This is a genomic window from Kushneria indalinina DSM 14324 (genome assembly GCF_003385845.1).
GTDB classification, from domain to species: Bacteria; Pseudomonadota; Gammaproteobacteria; order Pseudomonadales; family Halomonadaceae; genus Kushneria; species Kushneria indalinina.
Genome location: NZ_QRDJ01000009.1, coordinates 255,554 through 274,884, shown reverse-complemented (window position 1 = coordinate 274,884; position 19,331 = coordinate 255,554). Strand labels below are relative to the sequence as shown.

Sequence of the window (19,331 nt, the reverse complement as noted above, 5' to 3'; positions counted from 1 at the left end):
CGATCGGCCCGGTGCCTGCCGGGCCGGTCGCGGCCTCAGTAGCCGCGCTGTCGATCCACGCGTCCGAGCATCATTTCACCACGCTGATGACGCCGCAGATTGTCCAGAAGCACCGGGAAGGCGGTCTCGGGCTGGGTCATGGCGCCGACATGGGGCGTCATGAGAATGCACGGGTTCTGCCAGAAGGGATGATCTTCTGCCGGTGGCTCCTCGCGCAGTACATCCAGCACTGCGCCGGAGAGCTGCCCTGTCGCCAGTGCTGCCGTCAGGTCGGCCTCCACCAGATGATCGCCGCGGCCCATGTTGATCAGCGCCGCACCCGGCGGCAGATGCTCAAACAATGTTTGAGCGAGCATGCCGCGGGTCTCATCGGTCAGTGGCAGCACACAGATCAGAATGTCGCATTCTCCCAGAAACGCTTTCAGTTGCTCGGCGCCGGCATAAGTGGTGATTCCGGGGAGTTCGCGCGATGTGCGCGACCAGCCGCTGACCTGAAAGCCGTATTCCTTCAGATGTTGCGCGATCGCGCCGCCGAGCTGGCCCAGCCCCAGAATGCCGAGGCGCCGTTCGCCGGCGGGCGTGATCATGTGGGCCTGCCACTGATGCTGGCGCTGCTGACGTACGTAGTCGGCCATGTGGCGATGCAGCCACAGCGTGGCAAAGGTGGCGTACTCGATCATGCCCTGTTCGATGGCGGGGTCGAGCATGCGCACCACGGGCAGTGCTTCGGGCAGTATTGATGTGTCGAACTGATCGATACCGGCGGAGGTGGCAAAGAGCACCTCGAGGTTGGGCAGCAGGGCGGCAATATCCTCCGGCGGCTGCCAGGCCAGCAGGTGGCGGATCTCATCGGGGTTGCCGATATTGGGCCACTGGCGAAACTCGATATCCGGGGCGTGCTCGGCAAACAGCGCCTGCCAGCGCCGGCCGCGCTCGGGGTCGGATTTATACAGCAGTGCCATGACAGGATGCCTCGCAGTCGTCATTGGTGGGGTCCCTATCGTGCCCCGGATCGCGGCGCACGCGATATCGTTGTGGCGCTATCGGCGGCGTAAATGGTGCGAATTGCGGGGGATTGAGCGCAGATTGCGCTGTCACTAAAGCTGCCAGTGGATCATGCCGTGCAGCCCATCGGATTCGGCGCGATCGGCGGCGACAGGGCGAAATACGCGCGTCACCTGAGGTTGCAGGCGGCGTAGGCTGGAGGGCATGACAGAGAGGCCCGCCCATGACGGGCACGCGACCGACCAGGTGAAGAGGAGCATCAAGGGATGCAGCTGACCGATTACCCGAGACTGTGCATTGCCGCACACGGCGTGTTGATGGACCGCGACAGCAGGATTGTCGAGGGGCTGTCGCCACTGCTGGCACAGATGCGCGAGCCGCCCGCGCCGGAGACGGTGCTGACCGAGTATTTTCACGCCCTGCATGCGCTGACCGATGCCGACATGAACACGGTGTCGGCCCACTGCATTGCCTACTGTGCGCTGGCCGATCGATGGGAGGTCGAGGGGGACTGGCAGGCCGGTATCGCCTTTGCCGGGACGGTGGATGCCGGCACGCTGTATGAAGATGCCCCGGGGGCGATTCATTATCTGCGCAAGTTCTATCGGCTCACCGTGGTGAGCTCGCTCAATGAGCGTGAGTTTGCCGCCCTGGACGCGCGCATCGGACTGGCCACTCATGAGCAACAGGCCTGCGGCAGTTTTGTGGCATCCAGGGCGGCCATTCATGACATCGCCAGGGATCCGGAAGTGCTCTTGCTGAGCGCCGGATCACCTCCGGTGTCGTGTCGTGCGGGTTATTGTCGCATCGTGCGCTCGATGCCTGCGCGCTCGCCTCTGAAAACGGAGACAGCGTGGCAGTTTGCGTCGTTGAGCGATTTCATTGGCGCCCACCAGCTTGCCCTGCGTCGTGAAATCCTTTAGACAGGTGAAGCGACACCCCCGCACTCTGGCAGCAGCAGGCGGGCCCGAATGCACAACAAAAAGGGCGCTTCATGGTGGGTTCCGTTCGACTCGATCGCATCGATATCAATATCCTGGTGCAGCTGCAAAACGATGGTCGCATGACCAACGTGCACCTGGCCGACGCCGTCGGCCTCTCTCCCAGCCCCTGCCTGCAGCGGGTCAAGCGTCTGGAGGCCGCCGGCTATATCACCTCGTTTCAGGCGCGCCTTGATCTGGCCAGAATGATGGAGAGCGTGACCGTCTTTACCGAGGTGACGCTGTCGGATCACCGACGTGAGGATTTTCTGCGCTTTGAGCAGAGCGTTCGCGAGATTGATGAGCTGATGGAGTGTCATCTGATCAGCGGTGGCTATGACTATCTGCTGCGCTTTATCGCGCGCAGTATTACCCACTATCAAAGCGTGATGGAGGCGCTGATCGAGCGCGAGATCGGCATTGAAAAGTACTTCAGTTACATCGTAATCAAGTCTCCCATCGTCAAGGAGCAGCTGCCGCTGCGCACGCTGCTGGGGGACGCCGCGGGCAATTCCTGAGGCCGATCATGCCGTCATTAAAAACAGGCAGACACAAAAAACCCCGGTGGCCTGCCACCGGGGTTTTGATGACGCCGAGGCGTCCTGGATAACGCAAAAACAGGATCAGCGCTTTTTGGGGTCCAGCGTGTCGTCATGATGGGCCGGGTCATCACGATGCGTGCCGTCGGTATCGTCGATATCGACTTCGTGATGGCGGACTTCGTCGCTGACGTGCTCGGTGTGCTCACCGACGTCCTTGCGAACGGCCACTTCCTCGCGCACGTGCGCTTCCTTGCTGACCACGGCTTCTTCATCGGTCTCGGTCATTTCGACCGACTTGTCGGTGAAGTCGGCATCGCTGACCGGACGGTCACCGGTGACCGGGCGGCGCTCGACGGAGACCGATTCATCACGCAGGTGTACATCTTCCTCGACCGGCGTGCTGACCACGTGACGACGTACGCGGGTGGTGCCACGCTCGACGTCACGCTTGCCGACCCGGAGCTCTTCTTCCGACAGCGGCAGTGTCTCTTCCTGATCGGTATGAGCAGTGTCGCGTTCGGCAACGCCGGTATCCGCGCCGCCGGGGGCTACGCCAGGAGCAGTGCCTGCACCCATGGCGCCGGCCGTACCTGCACCCATGGCGCCGGCCGTACCTGCACCCATGGCGCCGGCAGTGCCCGGCGTATTGTCGGGGCGATGGCCACTTTGTTCGTCGATGTCGACCGGGTCGTGGCGTTCCAGAATCTCTTCGATGCGATCGATGTCGGCGATCGGTGCGCGTACGGCGATGACGGTCGCCCCCTGTTCAACGTTGCGGTCGTAATCGCTGGTGTCTTCGTCACTCTTGCCGAACAGGCGCTGCCAGAAGCTCGGCTTTTCCTTTTCTTCATGATGCTCGTGGGACACTTCACCCTGCTGAGCATGACGATTGATGGTCTCTTCGGGAATGCCGGAATCACGCAGGTCCTGCATGGCTTCATCGGCGCGTGCTTCGGTGTCGTATACGGCAACAACGAGTTGTTCATCCATGAAATACACTCCTTTATCGTGCTTGAATCGGCCTGGGCCGGTGAAACCTACTCGGTAACGTCGTCGTCCTGACGGGTTACCACGGCGCGCTGCTCGCGCAGCGTCACCTCTTCATGCCAGGGCGTCTGATCATGAACGCGGCGCACGTGCACTTCTTCCTTCAGTCGCAGGCGCCGCTCCACCACCAGGACTTCCTCGACGACAGGAATAATGGTGGTGTCACCCTCCTGGCGCGTGTCGGGCATCTCATCGACATACTCATTGATCTCGACGTGGTCGACCTCGACACGCGCCTGCGAGAGCATCTCATCGATGCTTTCCGTGCGCTCATGCGTCTCGGTACTGACCCTGACCCTGCCGGTGGTGACCTCACGACGAGAGACATCGAGCGTTTCCTCAAGCAGGGGAAGGATCTTCTCCTTGTCGGAGGGCGCTGAATCTTTCGTCATGTGCTTTAGCTCCCGCAGGGTTCATGAAATGACAGCCACCTGTTAAGACCCGAATGATGCAGGACAAGGCAGGGACACTCTTTACTCTGGCAGGTTGGGGGCCGTTAGCGAATCCTTTCGTGTTATCTTTGGTGTGAATAAGATACATCACAGCATTTATTATGCTTTTACGACCATATGGCGTCGTTTTTGGCACTTTTCTTGTTTTGAGGTTAACGCCCGTCCATAAAAAAGGGGCGCCGCAGCGCCCCTTGAAGCCGTGAAGACCGCATTGATCACTCCGGGGTGATCTGCGCCATCACATGCCCTGCCTCGAGCGTTTCCCCCGTCTCGGCCCGAAGCGCCACCGTACCCGCAGTCTCGGCCGTGATCTGCGTTTCCATCTTCATCGCCTCCATGATGGCGATGACATCGCCCTCGTTGACCCGGGCGCCGTCCTCGACCTGCCAGGCCAGCAGCGTGCCGCTGATGGGGGCGGTGACGCTGCCCGCGTTTGCGTCAGTGGGCTCTTCAACAGCGGCGGTGGCGCCGTTCGGGGCCAGCTGCTGCAGCAGGGCCGTGGGCAGACCGACACGGTGGCGCTTGCCGTCGATGTCGATCATGGCGTGCAGCATGCCGGGCTCGGTACTCGGGCGTTGACGTGCGCCCCATTCAAGCGCATCGGCATCAAAGACGGTCTCGATCCAGCGGGTATGCACATCAAACCTTGCCTCACCGGTGAAGTCCGGGTGCGCCATGACCGCGCGGTGAAAGGGCAAAACGGAGGCCACGCCGTCAATCTCGAAGTGCTCAAGGGCCCGGCACGCCCGGGCAATGGCCTGGGCGCGCGTGGCCCCGGTGACGATCAGCTTGGCCATTAATGAGTCGAAATGGCCGGAGACGCGCCCGCCGCTTTCCACGCCGGTGTCCAGGCGCACGCCGGCGCCGGTGGGCGGTCTGAACGCCTCGACCGGGCCCGGCGTGGGGAGAAAGCCCTTGGCAGCGTCTTCGGCGTTGATGCGAAATTCGAAGCTGTGGCCGCGGGGCGCCGGCGTCTTCGTAAAGGAGAGCGGCTGGCCTTCAGCGATGCGCAGCTGCTCGATGACCAGATCCACCCCGGCCGTCTCCTCGGTGACCGGGTGTTCGACCTGCAGTCGCGTGTTGACCTCCAGAAACGAAAGGGTGTCGTCGCGCCCGAGCAGAAACTCGACCGTACCGGCGCTGACATAGCCGGCCCGGGTGCCGATATCGTGGGCGGCCTGATGGATTCTCTGGCGCTGTTCGTCGCTTAAAAACGGGGCCGGGGCCTCCTCGACGAGCTTCTGGTTGCGTCGCTGCAGCGAGCAGTCCCGGGTGCCGACCACCACCACGTTACCGTGATGATCGCCCATGATCTGGGCTTCGATATGGCGCGGCTGGTCGAGATACTGCTCGACAAAGCACTCGCCGCGGCCGAAGGCGGCCTCGGCCTCGCGCACCGCGGCGTGGTAGCTCTCGGTGACCTCATCCATGCGCCAGGCCACCCGCAGCCCGCGTCCACCGCCGCCAAACGCTGCCTTGATGGCGATCGGCAATCCCACTTCCTCGGCAAAGGCCACGACCTCCTCGGCGGTGGTGACCGGGTCTTCGGTGCCGCGGGCCAGTGGGGCGCCCACTTCGAGTGCCAGTCGCCGCGCCTGAACCTTGTCACCCAGCACGTCGATGGTGTCCGGACTCGGGCCGATCCAGGTCAGGCCCGCCTGTTGCACGGCGCGGGCGAAATCGGCGCGCTCGGAGAGAAAGCCGTAGCCCGGGTGAATGGCATCGGCGCCGGCGCGACGGGCAACGTCCAGAATCCTGTCGATCGACAGGTAGCTCTCCGCCGGGCGCTCGCCGCCCAGCGCGAAGGCCTCATCGGCCAGCTGGACATGCAGGGCGTCGAGATCGCCCTCGGCGTAGACCGCCACCGAGGTGACGCCGTAATCGCGACAGGCATGAATGATGCGCACCGCGATCTCGCCGCGGTTGGCGATCAGCACCTTTTTCAGCGGGTGCGGGGCGTTGGGAGCGTCGGGTGCGTTCATGACGTGACCTCGGTCAGGCTGTCGTCACCGGCAAGCGGTGCGAAACGGGTAATCGGATTGAAGCGAACGGTGGCGCCGGGCGGAATCTGTCCGGCCAGGTCCAGATGGTGATCGGCCACGCAGGCGATCACCGGGTAGCCCCCGGTCAGCGGATGATCGGCCAGAAACAGCACCGGCTGGCCGTTGGCCGGCACCTGCAGGGCGCCGGTGACCGTGCCTTCGCTGGGCAGCTCGCCGTGGTGTGCTCTGGCAAGCGAGTGCTCACCTTCCAGTCGAATGCCGACCCGGTCGGAGCGCGGCGTCACCTGCCAGTTTTGATCACACAAAAGGGTCAGCGCCTCGTCGGTGAACCAGTCACTGCGCGGGCCCATGACGATATCGAGCGTGACGCACTCGCCGGCGCGGGGCAGATCGAATTCGCCGGACTCACTGAGCGACAGCGCCGTGACCGCCAGTCCGGCCGGGCTCAGGGTGTCGCCGGGCTGTAACGGCGCCGGGCCGAGTTTTGCCAGCGTGTCGGTGGCGCAGCTGCCCAATACGGGTGTGACATCAAAGCCGCCGCGCAGGGCCAGATAGCCGCGCACGCCCGCCGTGGTGGTCCCCAGACGCAGCGTGTCGCCTTTGGCCAGCTCGATGGGCCACCAGAGCGCGGCGTCGCGGCGCGCGCCCTCGGCAGTGGTGATCGATACGTCGGCCTCGGCGCCGGTCACGGCCACAATGGCGGGCCGGTGGCAGACCAGCGACAGCCCGCCCTGGGCGATCTCGATGGCGGCAGCATCGGACGGGTTGCCCACGATTCGGTTGGCACTTCTCAGCGCGCCCTTGTCCATCGCGCCGGCGCCGGAGACGCCCTGGCCGGTCTGGCCGTCGCGACCGAGATCCTGAAAGAGACTCTGAAGACCGGGCTGACGAATTTCCAGACAGGGTGTGGCATCAGCCGCTGCGGGTCGGGTGGTATCGATGGGCACACTGGCGCTAACGCGCTCTGGTGAAGCGTCGCTGGCAGTAAAGCGTACCCGCATGCCGGGCTGGAGCAGTGCGGCCGGCTCGCGATGGATGTCCCACATCTCGAGCGGCGTGGTGCCGATCAGCTGCCAGCCGCCGGGGCTGTCGGTGGGGTAGATGCCGCTGAAGGTACCGGCCAGTGCCACGGAACCGGCCGGAATGCGGGTGCGCGGCGAGGTGCGCCGGGGCACGTCAAAACCCGCCCCGCCGGCCAGATAGGCAAATCCCGGCGCAAAGCCGCAAAAGGCGACCTGATACTCGTGTTTGCTGTGGCGGCGGATGACCTCATCGGTGCTCATGTCGAGATGTCGGGCCACCTCGTCGAGGTCCTCGCCGTTGTAGCACACGGGAATCTCGATCAGCTCGCCGAGCTGGTGGCCGCCGCCGCTGACCGGGCGGGCCCTGAGCGCCCGGGAAAGCTGCGCGGCGCTGATGCGGGCGGGGATGAAATGGACCAGCAGGGTGCGCGCCGCCGGGATGATGGTGGTGACGCCGTCGATCGGCTCGCGCTGGAGCTGATCGAAAAGCCCCAGCGCCTGCGACAGATCCTCGAGCTCGACCAGCAGGGTGCTCAGGTTGACGGGAAGTACTCTCACGGGAACTCCTTACCGCGTGGCAGGGCATTCATGGCAGCGCTCATGACGGCGTGCCTGCAAAGGCCTTGAGCGTCACGCCGCTCCGGGTCAGGCGAGCACGCACGGCCTCGGCCAGCGCCACGGCACCGGGGCTGTCGCCGTGGACGCAGATGGAGTCGGCATGGAGGGCGATATCATGACCGTCGATGCACTCGATTACCCCTTCATGCACCAGACGATCCATCCGCTCGGCGCACCGGTCGGCGTCATGGAGCACTGCGCCTGCTTCCCGGCGAGACACCAGGCTGCCATCGGCGTTGTAGGCACGATCAGCGAACGCCTCGGCAGCGGTATTCAGACCGGCCTCGCGTGCCCATCCCACCAGCGGGGTGCCTGCCAGCGTCATCAGCAACAGTGAGGCATCCACGTCCCGGATTGCCTCGATCACGGCCTCGGCCTGGCGCCGGTCATGGGCGATGGTGTTGTAGAGCGCGCCGTGCGGCTTGACGTAGCGCACCTGCGTGCCGGCGGCGCGGGCCAGGCCCTGGAGCGCGCCGATCTGGTAGATGACATCGGCGTACAGCTCATCACTGGCGATATCCATGTAGCGTCGACCAAAGCCCACCAGATCCGGATAGCTGACATGGGCACCCACGGTAACGCCGTGTTCGGCGGCGGCCTGCAGCGTGCGCGATATGCCGGCCGGGTCCCCGGCGTGAAAGCCGCAGGCGACGTTGGCGCTGGTGACGATGCCGAGCATGGTGGCGTCATCGCCCATGCGCCACTGACCGAAGCTTTCACCCAGATCGCTGTTTAAATCGATAGAAGACATGCAGGGCTCCCGGTTCAGGCAGAGGGTGTCAGAAAGGCAAAAATCGGACCGATGGCGTTATAGCCCATATACCAGGTCAGCGCGCAGACCACTGCGCCCGAGATCAATAGCCAGCGCGGATAGCGATGCCCGTTCATCAGATCGGCTCGCCGCCAGGCGACATAAATGAACAGCGTCAGCCCCACCGGCAGGATCAGCCCGTTGAAGCCGCCCACGAACACCAAAAGCGCCGCCGGCGGGGTACCGATCGACAGGAAGGCGATCAGCGAGAGGGCGATGAATACCAGCGTGGCGCGGTTACGTACGCCCTCGCTGATGCCGGGGCGAAACGCGCTTAAAAAGGTCATGGAGGTGTAGGCCGCACCAATGATGCTGGTAATGCCGGCGGCCCAGAGAATCAGGCCAAAGGCGCGCAGGCCCAGTTCGCCGGCGGCGGCCTGAAAGGCCTGGGCGGCCGGGTTGGCGCTCTGACTGGAAGTGTCGATGACCACGCCGCTGGCGACCACGCCCAGAATGGCCAGAAACAGGATATAGCGCATCAGCCCGGTCACCAGAATGCCGCGCAGGGCAGCCTTCGAGACGGTATCAACGTTCTCGACGCCACCCAGGCCGCGGTCCAGCAGGCGGTGGGCGCCGGCGTAGGTGATATAGCCGCCGACGGTGCCGCCGACGATGGTGGTGATGGTGGCAAAGTTGATGGTGTCGGGCATGACGGTCTGGCGCAGCGCTTCGCCCACGGGCGGGTTGGAAGCGATGGCCACAAATACGGTCATCGCCATCATCAAAACGCCCAGTACGATGATGATGCGGTCGATGGCCACGCCGGCCCGCTTTGACAAAAAGATGCCGGCGGCAATGACGGCGCTGACCAGCCCGCCCCAGGTGGTGTCCAGCCCCATCAGCGCGTTGAGCCCCAGGCCGGCGCCGGCGATGTTGCCGACGTTGAAGGTCAGTCCGCCAATGATGATCAAAACGGCCAGCAGATAACCGCTGCCGGGCAGCGCAGCGTTGGCCACCTCGGGTGCACGCATGCCGGTGACGGTCACCACCCGCCAGATGTTGAGCTGCACCACCAGATCGATGAGGATCGAGGCCAGAATGCCAAAGGCAAAGGCGGCACCCATGGTGGCGGTAAAGGTGGCCGTCTGGGTGATGAAGCCGGGGCCCACGGCCGAGGTGGCCATTAAAAAGACGGCACCGATCAGTGAGGCGCGTCGGGAGCGGGTGAACCCGACGTCAGGGGTAGCAGCTGCCATGTCATGGGCTCCGAGCAGGGAAGGGGGACAGGCACTACCAGCAATTGGCGTGCCACAATCGGTAGAGTGGCCGGTTTTTGTAGGTTTTATCGGCTTTGATTGTTCAACAATACTCGTGACGCTGGCGGGGGGATATTCGACTTGTGTTCCATTCTGGCGCACCAGGATCTCCTTTCGCCCGCTTTTGGTGCAATCGCGGTGCTTGTCGGCACAGGCCCTTATCGGGAACACTGTGGACTGTGTAAACGTCACGACCACAATGGCGCTTTAATGAAAAAGCAGGCTCTGGAAGACAGGAGCAGATCGCTGGGTGAGACCGTCACGTCCGGCATTCGACGGCTGCTGGTAGAGGGGGCGTTCGCCCCGGGGCAGCAGCTGTCGGAAATGGCGCTGTGTGAGCGGCTGGGGGTGTCACGCAATACGCTCAGGGAGGCCTTTCGCACGCTCGCCCATGAAGGGCTTGTCACGCATCAGCCCCATCGCGGCGTGTTCGTGACCCGCCCCGGTCCCGGCTCCATCGTCGAGATCTACCGGTTGCGGCGCTTTATCGAGTGTCGCGCGTTGAGTGAGGCCTGGCCCAGCCACCCGGCGGTGAAAGAGATGCGCGCGGCGGTCGAAAACGCCCGTGAGCGCCGTGAGCAGAAGGACTGGCTGGCGGTCGGCACGGCCAACATGGCCTTTCACGGTGCTATCGTGGCACTGGCGGACAGCCCGCGCCTTGACGCCTTCTTTAGCCAGATTCTGGCCGAACTGCGTCTCGCCTTCGGGTTGATGGCTGACAAGGAGTGGCTGCACGGGCCGTATGTCGAGATGAACCAGCAGGTACTGGACACCTTTGAAGGCGGCGATACCAAAGCGGCCGTGGCACTTCTGGAGCAGTACCTGGCGCAGTCCGAGCGGGTTGTGCTGGCGGCCTGGGAGCGTCAGGTGGCGTCCGGAGGATGAGAGGCCGGCGCTGAGGGCTGCCCTGTACCTGACAACACTACCAGAGCGGGGGAAATGGCATGGGTATCGTCGTATCGGGACTTTTCTTTTGACGCCGGAAGTCGATAATCACGCCATCACGTCCATTGAGAAAACGACATGAATCAGCCCCACGTTCACGGCCCGAACTGCCAGCACGACCACGATCATGAACACGTCCATGGCCCGAACTGCAGCCATGGTGTTCAAAAGCCCGCCCGCAATGCCATGAAGGATGTCGGACGCAATGACCCGTGTCCCTGTGGTAGCCAGAAGAAGTTCAAGAAGTGCCACGGCGGCTAGGCACTGTCTCGTGTCTGCCCGGCGACTTTTTAGACCGGAACCCGGTCAGAAAGCATCCACACCACTCATGAAAAAACCGGCGCCCAGGGGCGCCGGTTTCTTTTATGGCCGGGAATCAGTCAGGGATAGCCCCGAATGATTCAACCGATCAGAGCTTGCCGCTGAGGACTTCTTCCGCGGTGACCTGACGGTTTTCGACCGAGCTGGTCCACTGGCCCCAGCCTTCGGCACTGACGTTGTCGCCATTGTTGCCCAGGTTCTCGAGACGCTTCTTGTCGTCGTCGGTGAGGACCTGTTTGGCCAGCGGCTGGAGATGCTTCACATCCTGGAGGCTCATGCCGAGCTTGTCGGCCACGCGGTTGCCGTAGTCGTCATGGACCATCCAGAAGTGCCACAGCATGCGCGCCTGCACGTCGCGCTCGCAAAGACCCAGCAGCTCGACCATGTTGCCGGTCAGGTCATCGCGCTCCCAGTCCTGCATGGTGTTGTAGCGACCGCGTGCCTGCACGTAGTCGTTGCGACGCTCGATGACGCTGCGCGTCAACGCCCCGCGGACTTCCGGCGGATGGTTGGGCTCGTCGCGATCGGACTCCTGCAGGCCGTTGTGGATCGACGGCTCGAAGTTGATGTGCGGGTTCTGACCCTGAGCCACACCCTGCTCGTAGGCCATCTGACCGTCGCGCTGGTTGGTGGCAACACGCGCGTTCTTCGGCTGGTTGACCGGCAGCTGCAGGTAGTTGGGCCCGATGCGATAGCGCTGGGTATCGGAGTAGGAGAACGTACGACCGACCAGCATCTTGTCGTCGGAGAAATCCAGACCGTCGACCAGCACGCCGGTACCCATGGCGATCTGATCGTTTTCGGCAAAGAAGTTCTCGACGTTGCGGTTGAGCGTCATGACGCCGATCCTGCGCAGCGGGAACTGATCTTCCGGCCAGATCTTGGTGTCGTCCAGCGGGTCCCAGTCGAGCTCGGGATGATCGTGGTCTTCCATGATCTGAACGAAGACGTCCCACTTCGGGTAGTCGCCGCGCTCGATGGCCTCATACAGATCCTTCGATGCCGAGCCCAGATCCTGACCCTGCACCTTCGCGGCTTCAGCCGCGGTCAGGCTGGCCACGCCGCACTGCGGGTGGAAGTGGTACTTGACCAGGCAGGTCTCGCCCCGGGCGTTGACCATCTTGTAGGTGTTGACCCCGAAGCCTTCCTGATGACGATAGGAGGCCGGAATACCGCGCGGGCTGAACAGGTGCGTCAGCATGTGCATCGCTTCAGGCGTCTGGCTCATGAAGTCGAAGATGCGGTTGGGCTCCTGACGAAAGGTCACCGGGTCGGGCTTGAGCGAGTGGATCACGTCCGGGAACTTGATCGCATCACGGATAAAGAACACCGGCAGGTTGTTGCCGACCAGGTCCCAGTTGCCGTCTTCGGTATAGAACTTCACGGCAAAGCCACGCGGGTCGCGAGCGGCTTCCGAGGAGTCACGGCCACCGATGACGGTGGAAAAGCGCAGCGCCAGATCGGTTTTCTTGCCGGCATCCTGAAAGAGTTTCGCGCGGGTGTACTTTGATGCTGGCTCATCACCGATCATGCCGGTGGCTTCGAACTCACCGTAAGCGAGAAAGCCACGGGCGTGTACGACACGCTCGGGGATACGCTCACGGTCAAAATGGCTGATCTTTTCCAGAAACTGATAGTTTTCAAGCGTCGCCGGTCCGCGGCTGCCGACCGTGCGCTGGGACTGATTGTTGGTGACAGGATGACCCTGTCGATTGGTCAGTTCGTTATCTCTATCTGACATGCCTTTCTCCTCTTTTTGACATCCTGTCCGGGTCGTATCAGGCGCCGGCCACGAGCGGCCCCGGATGCGAAAGGTACCACGGTATCCTCATGGTTTAGTCCTATCGCAGAGTAGAGATCAAAACTATGACAGGTCATATGCCGTTCATGGAAAAGCAACGGTCGCCCCGCGACATTGGTGTTTCACGTGAAACATCTACGGCAGCGACAGGCCAGCACCGTAATGATGCTGAAAGTCGCAGGTCATGACACACCTTCAGGCATGAACGGCACAGGTTCGCCTGCCGAGACCGGCCTGGTGTTTCGTGAAACGGCTCCGGATTATGCCCACGACTGGCACAACGCGCCGCAACGCCAGTACATCCTGATGCTGGACGGTAGCGTGGACGTCACCGTGAGCAGTGGTGAAACAAGGCGCCTGAGCACCGGCGATATCCTGCTGTGCGAGGACACCACCGGGCGCGGCCATGTGAGCCGCGCCGTAAATGGCCAGCCGCGTCGCTCGGTGTTTGTTACGCTCGAATAGTGTGTCCGGCGTTTTACGCCCCGACCTGGAGCGTCAGCACCAGCTGGGTCAGGGCGTGAATGACCAGTCCGATCAGCCCGCCGACCAGCGTGCCGTTGATGCGGATGAATTGCAGGTCGTTGCCGACGTTCTTCTCGATCTGGGCGACGATCTCGTCACTGTCCAGGCTGTCCAGGTAGCGCTGGATATAGGCATCGACGCGCGGGCCGTTGCGTTCGACCAGCGCGGGCAGCAGCGTCACGGCCTGGTCGTTGAGCCACTCGCGTGCCGGGGCGTCCTGTTCGAGCGTGCGGGCGTAATACTCGATGAAATGCTCAATCCAGGCCCGTGACTGCGAATCACTGGCTTCCAGGTCGTGCGCCAGCCAGTCCATGAGTTCTTCCCAGACGCCGGTGACATAGTCGCTGAGACGATCATTATCGAGCAGGTCGTCGCGCAACCGGTCAAGCCGCTGTGAAAAGGTCGGGTCATGGCGAACGCGCTTGATGAAGTCGGCGAACTGTCGATCCAGATGGTGACGCAGCGGGTGGTCGGGGTCCTCGCTGACCTCACTGATCAATCGCGAAGTCTGCTCGACAACGCGCTCGTTGATCATCCAGCCGGCCAGACGGTGCATGCTGATCTCGCGCCCCATTACCCGCGGGTTGAAGAGCTTGAAGACGGTGCCGGTAATGAAATACTTGACCCGTTCCTGATTGTCTTCGACCTCCAGCCAGCGCGAAAGCCGGGCCAGTGCATCATCCAGCACCACCTGATGGCGCCCTTCGGCGGCCAGCACGTTCAGGGCGCTGCCCATCAGCCGGGCCGTATTGATGCGGCCCAGATGGTGGCGCAAAGTGCGGGTGAGAAAATCCCGCGCCGCACTCTGGCGCACCGCCGACAGCGATGTGCTCATGGCCTGGGTCAGTCGCTCGGCGACCATGGCGCGCCGCTCGGGGCGTGACAGCCAGCTCACCAGCGCGCCGGCCACGTCAAAGCGCCGGACGCTGTCGCGCACGTAGGCTTCAGACAGAAAGTTCTCGCGGATAAACCCCGACAGGCTCCTGCCCAGCCGAGCCCGGTTACGTGGAATGATCGCCGTATGGGGGATTTTCAGCCCCAGTGGATGGCGAAAGAGCGCGGTCACGGCGAACCAGTCGGCGATGCCGCCGATCATGGCCGCCTCGGCAAAGGCCGAAACGTACTCAAGCGCCGGGAAGCGGGCCTGATACCAGGCGCTGACGACGTACAACATCAGTGCGCCGATCAAACAGAGCGTGGCGATGCGGCGTCGGTTGTGGTGTGGCAGGGTCAATCGAGGGTGCTCCCTTGTGAAATGGCCTGTCGAGAGCTTAGCGCAGCGCACGCCTGTGCGTGCATCCCCCACCCATTGGTCCAGGGCGGTTGTCCCGTCTGTTTGATCCGGTCACACTTCCGGTGATCACACAACGCCTCCGGAAACAGGATGATCCCGTCGGGCTGCTGCCGGGCGCCCGGCGTTCGGAGGCGATGAATACTCTGCGCCCCTACGTTTTCAGACGACGATAGAAGAGACGGCATGACCGACATACCGGATAACCGCACAACGACCTCCTCCCCGGAAGAACCGACCCTGAATTTTCGCCTTGGCGCGCTGGGCGCTGCCATACCGCTGATCTTTTTTGTCGGCTGGGCGATTATCACCAGCGTGCTGGGGCTCTCCTCCGAAATCGGCCTGGTCATGGGCTGTCTGTTTGGTTTGACGCTGGGCCTTTTGTTTTGCAAGAGCCGCTGGGAGGCGTATGCCCAGGGGCTTTTCAGCGGCATGGCCCAGCCCATCGGGGTGGTCGCCGTGGTGGCCTGGTTCTATGCCGGCATGCTCGCCCAGGTGCTGCAGACCGGCGGTCTGGTGGAAGGTCTGGTCTGGCTGGGCGGCATTTCGGGAGCCAGTGGCGGCGCCTTTGTGGGAATCACCTTCGTGCTGGCCGCGGTGTTTTCTACCGCCGTGGGGACCGGCTATGGCACCACGGTGGCCTTTAGTACGCTGATGTACCCCGCCGGCGTGGCGCTGGGCTGTGATCCGGTGGTGCTGTTCGGCGCCATTCTGGCCGGTGCCATCTTTGGCGATAACCTCGCCCCGGTATCGGACACCACCATTGTTTCCGCCACCACCCAGGACGCGGATGTGCCGGGCGTGGTGAAAAGCCGCTTCAAGTACTCGATCATGGCGGCCGTGCCCTCACTGGTGCTGTTTGTGCTGCTGGGCAACGCCAGCAGTGACGCGACCGGCAACCAGGACGCGCTGAACGCGATGATGGAACAGACCGACCCGACCGGCCTGTTGATGCTGATTCCCTTTGCACTGGTGCTGGTGCTGGCCCTGCGCGGTCATCACCTGATCACCTCATTAACCTGGGGGATCGTGGCGGCATCCATCATGATCGTGGCGGCAGGTCTGGCCGCCCCGGGCGAGATCATGGCCTTTGATCCGGACAGCGACACCGTGGTGACCGGGGCGCTGGTGGATGGCGTCAGCGGCTACGTCAACATGGCGATTTTGATTCTTCTCATCGTTGCCACGGCGCATCTGCTCAGGCTCGGCGGCACCATGAGCGCTGTCACGAAAGCCCTGATGCGCTGGATCGGAGACTCCGTGCGCCGCGCGGAGCTTGCCATCTGGGGGATCGTGGCGCTTTTGAACTCGGCGATCACCATCAATACGGCGGCCGAGATTGCCGCAGCGCCTTTCGTGCGTGAGCTGGGCGAGAAGTACCGCATTCATCGCTATCGTCGGGCCAACATGCTCGATGCCGTGACCTCGGCGCTGGGCTATATCTTCCCGTGGGGCGCGCCGGTGCTGCTGGGCTGGGGCACGATCACGGCGATGCAGGGCCAGTATGAATGGCTGCCGGTCGTGGCACCCACCGAGGTCTTCCCGTTTGTCTTCCACGGCTGGTTTTTGCTGGTGATCATGCTGTTTGCTGCCGCCACCGGCTGGGGGCTGCGTTTTGAGACCGCCGAGGAGCTTGCACGGGCCAGAAGGACCCGGTAACGACACGGGGGAATCACGATAACGCTGGCAATCGGGGCGCAAATCCCCTATGTTGGCGCTCCTCTTCGCACGGGCAGGCCGTTGGCCTGCCTCCGTCATTTGAAATTCCCCCTGCGCTGTCACGGCGCTGTCGCTCTCGCGAAGAAGACGCCAGTATCCGATAGCGCCATGAGACAACCTGTCGATGTCATTTTCCCAACTTGGGCTGTCGCCCGAGCTTTTGCGTGCTCTTGAAGATGCTGGCTACCAGACACCTTCTCCCATTCAGTCCAAGGCCATTCCGGCGTGTCTGGAGGGTCGCGATGTGCTGGCGGCGGCCCAGACCGGTACCGGCAAGACCGCAGGCTTTACCCTGCCGATTCTGGAGCGATTGTCGCGCGAGCCTCAGGGCCACAAGCGCCCGGTGCGCGCCCTGATCCTGACCCCGACCCGCGAGCTGGCCGCCCAGATCGGGGAGTCGGTCGAGAAGTACGGCGTCCACCTCAACCCGCGTCTGAAAAGCGATGTGGTCTACGGCGGCGTCAAGGTCAATCCGCAGATCACGCGACTGCGTGACGGGGTGGATATTCTCGTCGCCTGCCCGGGCCGCCTGCTGGATCTGGTCGGTCAAAAGGCCGTACGTCTGGATCAGGTCGAGACCCTGGTGCTGGATGAAGCCGACCGCATGCTGGACATGGGCTTTATTCACGACATCAAGAAAATCCTGCGTCTGATGCCCAGACAGCGTCAGAACCTGCTGTTCTCCGCGACCTTTTCAAAAGAGATTCGCGAGCTGGCCGGGACGCTTTTGAACAACCCGGTCAGCATCGACGTGGCACCGCGCAATACGGCGGCCGAGAGCGTCGATCAGTCGGTCTACATGGTTGAAAAGCCTCAGCGCATGGCGCTTTTGACCCATCTGATCACCCATCATCAGTGGTCCCAGGCGCTGGTCTTTACGGCTACCAAGCACATGGCCAACCGGGTGACCCAGCACCTGCAAAAGGCCGGCATCACGGCGGCGGCCATTCATGGCAACAAGAGCCAGAACGCTCGTACCGCAGCGCTGTCCGGCTTCAAAAACGGGGAAGTACAGGTGATGGTGGCCACCGATGTGGCCGCGCGCGGCATCGACATCTCCGAGCTGCCCAATGTGGTCAACTTCGAGCTGCCCAAGACGCCGTCCGACTATGTCCACCGCATCGGTCGTACCGGCCGTGCCGGCGCCAGCGGGCAGGCGGTGTCGCTGGTCATGCCCGATGAGCGCGGTCAGCTCAAGCAGATCGAGAAGCTGATCGGTCGCACCATTCCGCAGGCCAGTGCCGAGGGCTTTGACTTTACGCGTGCGGTGCCGGAAACGCCGGATGAGCGGGAGCAGCGCCCGGGCGGCGGTCAGCGTCGTCAGGGCAGCGGCCAGGCGCGCAACAACGGCGGTGGCGCGCGCAACGGCGGCGGTAACGGTCGCAGTGGATCAAACAATCGCTCGCGCAGCGGTGGCAGTACCGGCAGCACTGGTAGCAACGAGCAGGCACGCCCGGCGCGTCGCCGTCGTCGCAGCAGCGGTGCCGGCTCGGCGGACAACAGCGGCAACCGCTGATCGTCCGTCATACCGCGTTCGCGATGTAAAAGACCGTCTGCTCCGGCAGGCGGTTTTTTTATGCCCACGCAGCGGTGGACGCTCCTGGTCGGCAGTGGCATTGTCGCTGACCTTCATTGAGCGACCAATAAAAGAGGCGTGAGCATGCGTGCAGAGCGGCATTCGGGAATGCTGACCCATGAGCAGCAGGCGCGGCGGGCAGCGCTGGGCAGTTTTGTCGGAGCAGTGGTCGACTGGTACGACTTTCTGCTCTACGGGATCGTGGCGGCGCTGGTCTTCAATTCGCAGTTTTTTCCCAACGTCAGCCCGGCCGCCGGCACGCTGGCGGCGCTGGCCACCTTCGGGGTGGGGTTTCTGTTTCGCCCGCTCGGCGGCATCGTGTTCGGTCATTTCGGCGATCGGCTGGGGCGCAAGCGCATGCTGGTGCTCACCGTGATGCTGATGGGGGTCTCCACGGCACTGATCGGGCTGCTGCCGACCTATGCCAGCATTGGCGTCTGGGCGCCGATACTGCTGGTCATCCTGCGCGCGCTGCAGGGCTTTGCCGTGGGCGGCGAGTGGGGCGGTGCCGCGTTGATGGCCGTCGAGAGTGCTCCACGCCACCGGCGAGCGTTTTACAGCAGTGGCGTGCAGGTGGGCTACGGTGTCGGGCTGATTCTGGCCACCGGCAGCGTGTCGCTTCTAAGCCACTATCTGGACGATGCTGCCTTTCAGAGCTGGGGCTGGCGGTTGCCGTTCGTGTTCTCGATCCTGCTGGTGGCGATTGCCTTCTGGGTGCGCGCGGGGCTTGAGGAGTCGCCCGAGTTCAAGGAGGCCGTCGAGCACAGGGCGCAGGCGCCGGCGCGCCTGCCGGTGCTCGAGGCGTTGAGCCGGCATCCGAAGGCGTTTTTACAGATCATTGCGCTGCGTCTGGCCGAGCTTTTCACGATGTATATCGTGACCACCTTTGCGTTGAGCTATTCCACCAGTCATCTGGGGCTTTCCCGCGAGCTCTTTCTCAATATCGGCCTGCTGGTCGGCGCCATCAGCTGTGTCACCATTCCGCTGTTTGCGATTCTGGCGGACAGCTTCGGCCGGCGTCGGGTGTATATGGTGGGTGCTCTTATCGGCGTGCTGTGTGCCTTTCCCTTTTTCATGGCGCTGGAGGCACGCTCGATTGTCTGGATCGTGTTCTTTGCCGTGATGCTGGCCAACATGGCGCACGATATGGTAGTCAGTGTGCAGCAGCCCATGTTTGCCGAACTGTTCGGCACGGCCTATCGCTACAGCGGCGCCGGCGTGGGCTATCAGGTGGCAAGCGTGGTGGGCGGTGGCTTTACGCCGTTCATTGCCGCGGCGCTGGTGAACATGGCGGGCGGCAGCTGGCTGCCGGTGGCGGTCTATCTGGCCTGTGGCTGTGGGCTTTCGGCGCTGGGGGTGATGAGTATTCAACGCCACCGCGCTGACCGGGAAGGATGACAGAGATGGCCGGCGGCGG

Annotated in this window: 17 protein-coding genes; 8 read left to right on the top strand and 9 right to left on the bottom strand. The window is 63.2% G+C overall.

Annotated elements, in window-relative coordinates:
* Nucleotides 1-35: 35 nt before the first annotated feature.
* A complete protein-coding gene (locus tag C8D72_RS15605) occupies nucleotides 36-986 on the bottom strand; it encodes a 2-hydroxyacid dehydrogenase (RefSeq protein ID WP_245955296.1) in 951 nt (316 codons plus the stop codon).
* A 285-nt stretch (nucleotides 987-1,271) separates the two neighbouring features.
* Between C8D72_RS15605 and C8D72_RS15600 the strand changes: the two genes are divergently transcribed.
* Nucleotides 1,272-1,928, top strand: coding sequence for a hypothetical protein (locus C8D72_RS15600; RefSeq protein ID WP_115855365.1), 657 nt, complete (start codon nucleotides 1,272-1,274; stop codon nucleotides 1,926-1,928).
* 71 nt (nucleotides 1,929-1,999) lie between these two features.
* Nucleotides 2,000-2,503, top strand: a complete 504-nt coding sequence (locus C8D72_RS15595) for an Lrp/AsnC family transcriptional regulator (protein ID WP_115855364.1) — start codon at nucleotides 2,000-2,002, stop codon at nucleotides 2,501-2,503.
* 105 nt (nucleotides 2,504-2,608) lie between these two features.
* Here C8D72_RS15595 and C8D72_RS15590 read toward each other — a convergent pair whose 3' ends face one another.
* The 6 genes from C8D72_RS15590 to C8D72_RS15565 form a co-directional block, all read right to left on the bottom strand.
* Complete coding sequence (locus C8D72_RS15590) at nucleotides 2,609-3,517, bottom strand: YsnF/AvaK domain-containing protein (RefSeq protein ID WP_115855363.1); 909 nt, start codon at nucleotides 3,515-3,517, stop codon at nucleotides 2,609-2,611.
* A 47-nt stretch (nucleotides 3,518-3,564) separates the two neighbouring features.
* The gene (locus C8D72_RS15585) at nucleotides 3,565-3,966 is read right to left on the bottom strand and encodes a DUF2382 domain-containing protein (protein ID WP_115855362.1); all 402 of its coding nucleotides are present in this window, start codon (nucleotides 3,964-3,966) and stop codon (nucleotides 3,565-3,567) included.
* Nucleotides 3,967-4,241: 275 nt separating this feature from the next.
* A complete protein-coding gene (locus C8D72_RS15580) occupies nucleotides 4,242-6,008 on the bottom strand; it encodes an acetyl/propionyl/methylcrotonyl-CoA carboxylase subunit alpha (RefSeq protein WP_211308864.1) in 1,767 nt (588 codons plus the stop codon).
* Nucleotides 6,005-7,609 (bottom strand): 5-oxoprolinase subunit B/C family protein, encoded by a 1,605-nt coding sequence (locus tag C8D72_RS15575; RefSeq protein ID WP_115855361.1) that lies wholly within the window; start codon nucleotides 7,607-7,609, stop codon nucleotides 6,005-6,007. Before C8D72_RS15575 ends, C8D72_RS15580 begins: the two co-directional genes overlap by 4 nt.
* 40 nt (nucleotides 7,610-7,649) lie before the next feature.
* Nucleotides 7,650-8,420, bottom strand: coding sequence for a LamB/YcsF family protein (locus tag C8D72_RS15570; RefSeq protein WP_115855360.1), 771 nt, complete (start codon nucleotides 8,418-8,420; stop codon nucleotides 7,650-7,652).
* A 14-nt stretch (nucleotides 8,421-8,434) separates the two neighbouring features.
* On the bottom strand, nucleotides 8,435-9,676 hold the full coding sequence (locus tag C8D72_RS15565) for an NRAMP family divalent metal transporter (protein WP_115855359.1): 1,242 nt from the start codon (nucleotides 9,674-9,676) through the stop codon (nucleotides 8,435-8,437).
* 270 nt (nucleotides 9,677-9,946) lie between these two features.
* On the opposite strand from C8D72_RS15565, the gene C8D72_RS15560 reads away from it, so the two are divergent.
* Nucleotides 9,947-10,621 carry a GntR family transcriptional regulator gene (locus C8D72_RS15560; protein WP_115855358.1) on the top strand — a complete coding sequence of 225 codons (675 nt, stop codon included), beginning with the start codon at nucleotides 9,947-9,949 and terminating at the stop codon, nucleotides 10,619-10,621.
* Nucleotides 10,622-10,759: 138 nt separating this feature from the next.
* Complete coding sequence (locus C8D72_RS17805; protein ID WP_115855357.1) at nucleotides 10,760-10,942, top strand: SEC-C metal-binding domain-containing protein; 183 nt, start codon at nucleotides 10,760-10,762, stop codon at nucleotides 10,940-10,942.
* 148 nt (nucleotides 10,943-11,090) lie between these two features.
* Here C8D72_RS17805 and C8D72_RS15550 read toward each other — a convergent pair whose 3' ends face one another.
* On the bottom strand, nucleotides 11,091-12,743 hold the full coding sequence (locus C8D72_RS15550; RefSeq protein ID WP_115855356.1) for a catalase: 1,653 nt from the start codon (nucleotides 12,741-12,743) through the stop codon (nucleotides 11,091-11,093).
* A gap of 261 nt (nucleotides 12,744-13,004) precedes the next feature.
* Between C8D72_RS15550 and C8D72_RS15545 the strand changes: the two genes are divergently transcribed.
* Nucleotides 13,005-13,268, top strand: a complete 264-nt coding sequence (locus C8D72_RS15545) for a cupin domain-containing protein (RefSeq protein WP_115855355.1) — start codon at nucleotides 13,005-13,007, stop codon at nucleotides 13,266-13,268.
* 13 nt (nucleotides 13,269-13,281) lie between these two features.
* Here C8D72_RS15545 and C8D72_RS15540 read toward each other — a convergent pair whose 3' ends face one another.
* The gene (locus C8D72_RS15540; RefSeq protein WP_115855354.1) at nucleotides 13,282-14,562 is read right to left on the bottom strand and encodes a DUF445 domain-containing protein; all 1,281 of its coding nucleotides are present in this window, start codon (nucleotides 14,560-14,562) and stop codon (nucleotides 13,282-13,284) included.
* Nucleotides 14,563-14,805: 243 nt separating this feature from the next.
* On the opposite strand from C8D72_RS15540, the gene C8D72_RS15535 reads away from it, so the two are divergent.
* The 3 genes from C8D72_RS15535 (at nucleotide 14,806) to shiA (ending at nucleotide 19,312) form a co-directional block, all read left to right on the top strand.
* A complete protein-coding gene (locus C8D72_RS15535) occupies nucleotides 14,806-16,278 on the top strand; it encodes a Na+/H+ antiporter NhaC family protein (RefSeq protein WP_115855353.1) in 1,473 nt (490 codons plus the stop codon).
* Nucleotides 16,279-16,462: 184 nt separating this feature from the next.
* Nucleotides 16,463-17,854 (top strand): DEAD/DEAH box helicase, encoded by a 1,392-nt coding sequence (locus C8D72_RS15530; RefSeq protein WP_115855352.1) that lies wholly within the window; start codon nucleotides 16,463-16,465, stop codon nucleotides 17,852-17,854.
* Between the two features lie 144 nt (nucleotides 17,855-17,998).
* Nucleotides 17,999-19,312 carry a shikimate transporter gene (gene shiA / locus C8D72_RS15525; RefSeq protein ID WP_115855351.1) on the top strand — a complete coding sequence of 438 codons (1,314 nt, stop codon included), beginning with the start codon at nucleotides 17,999-18,001 and terminating at the stop codon, nucleotides 19,310-19,312.
* Nucleotides 19,313-19,331 lie beyond the last annotated feature (19 nt).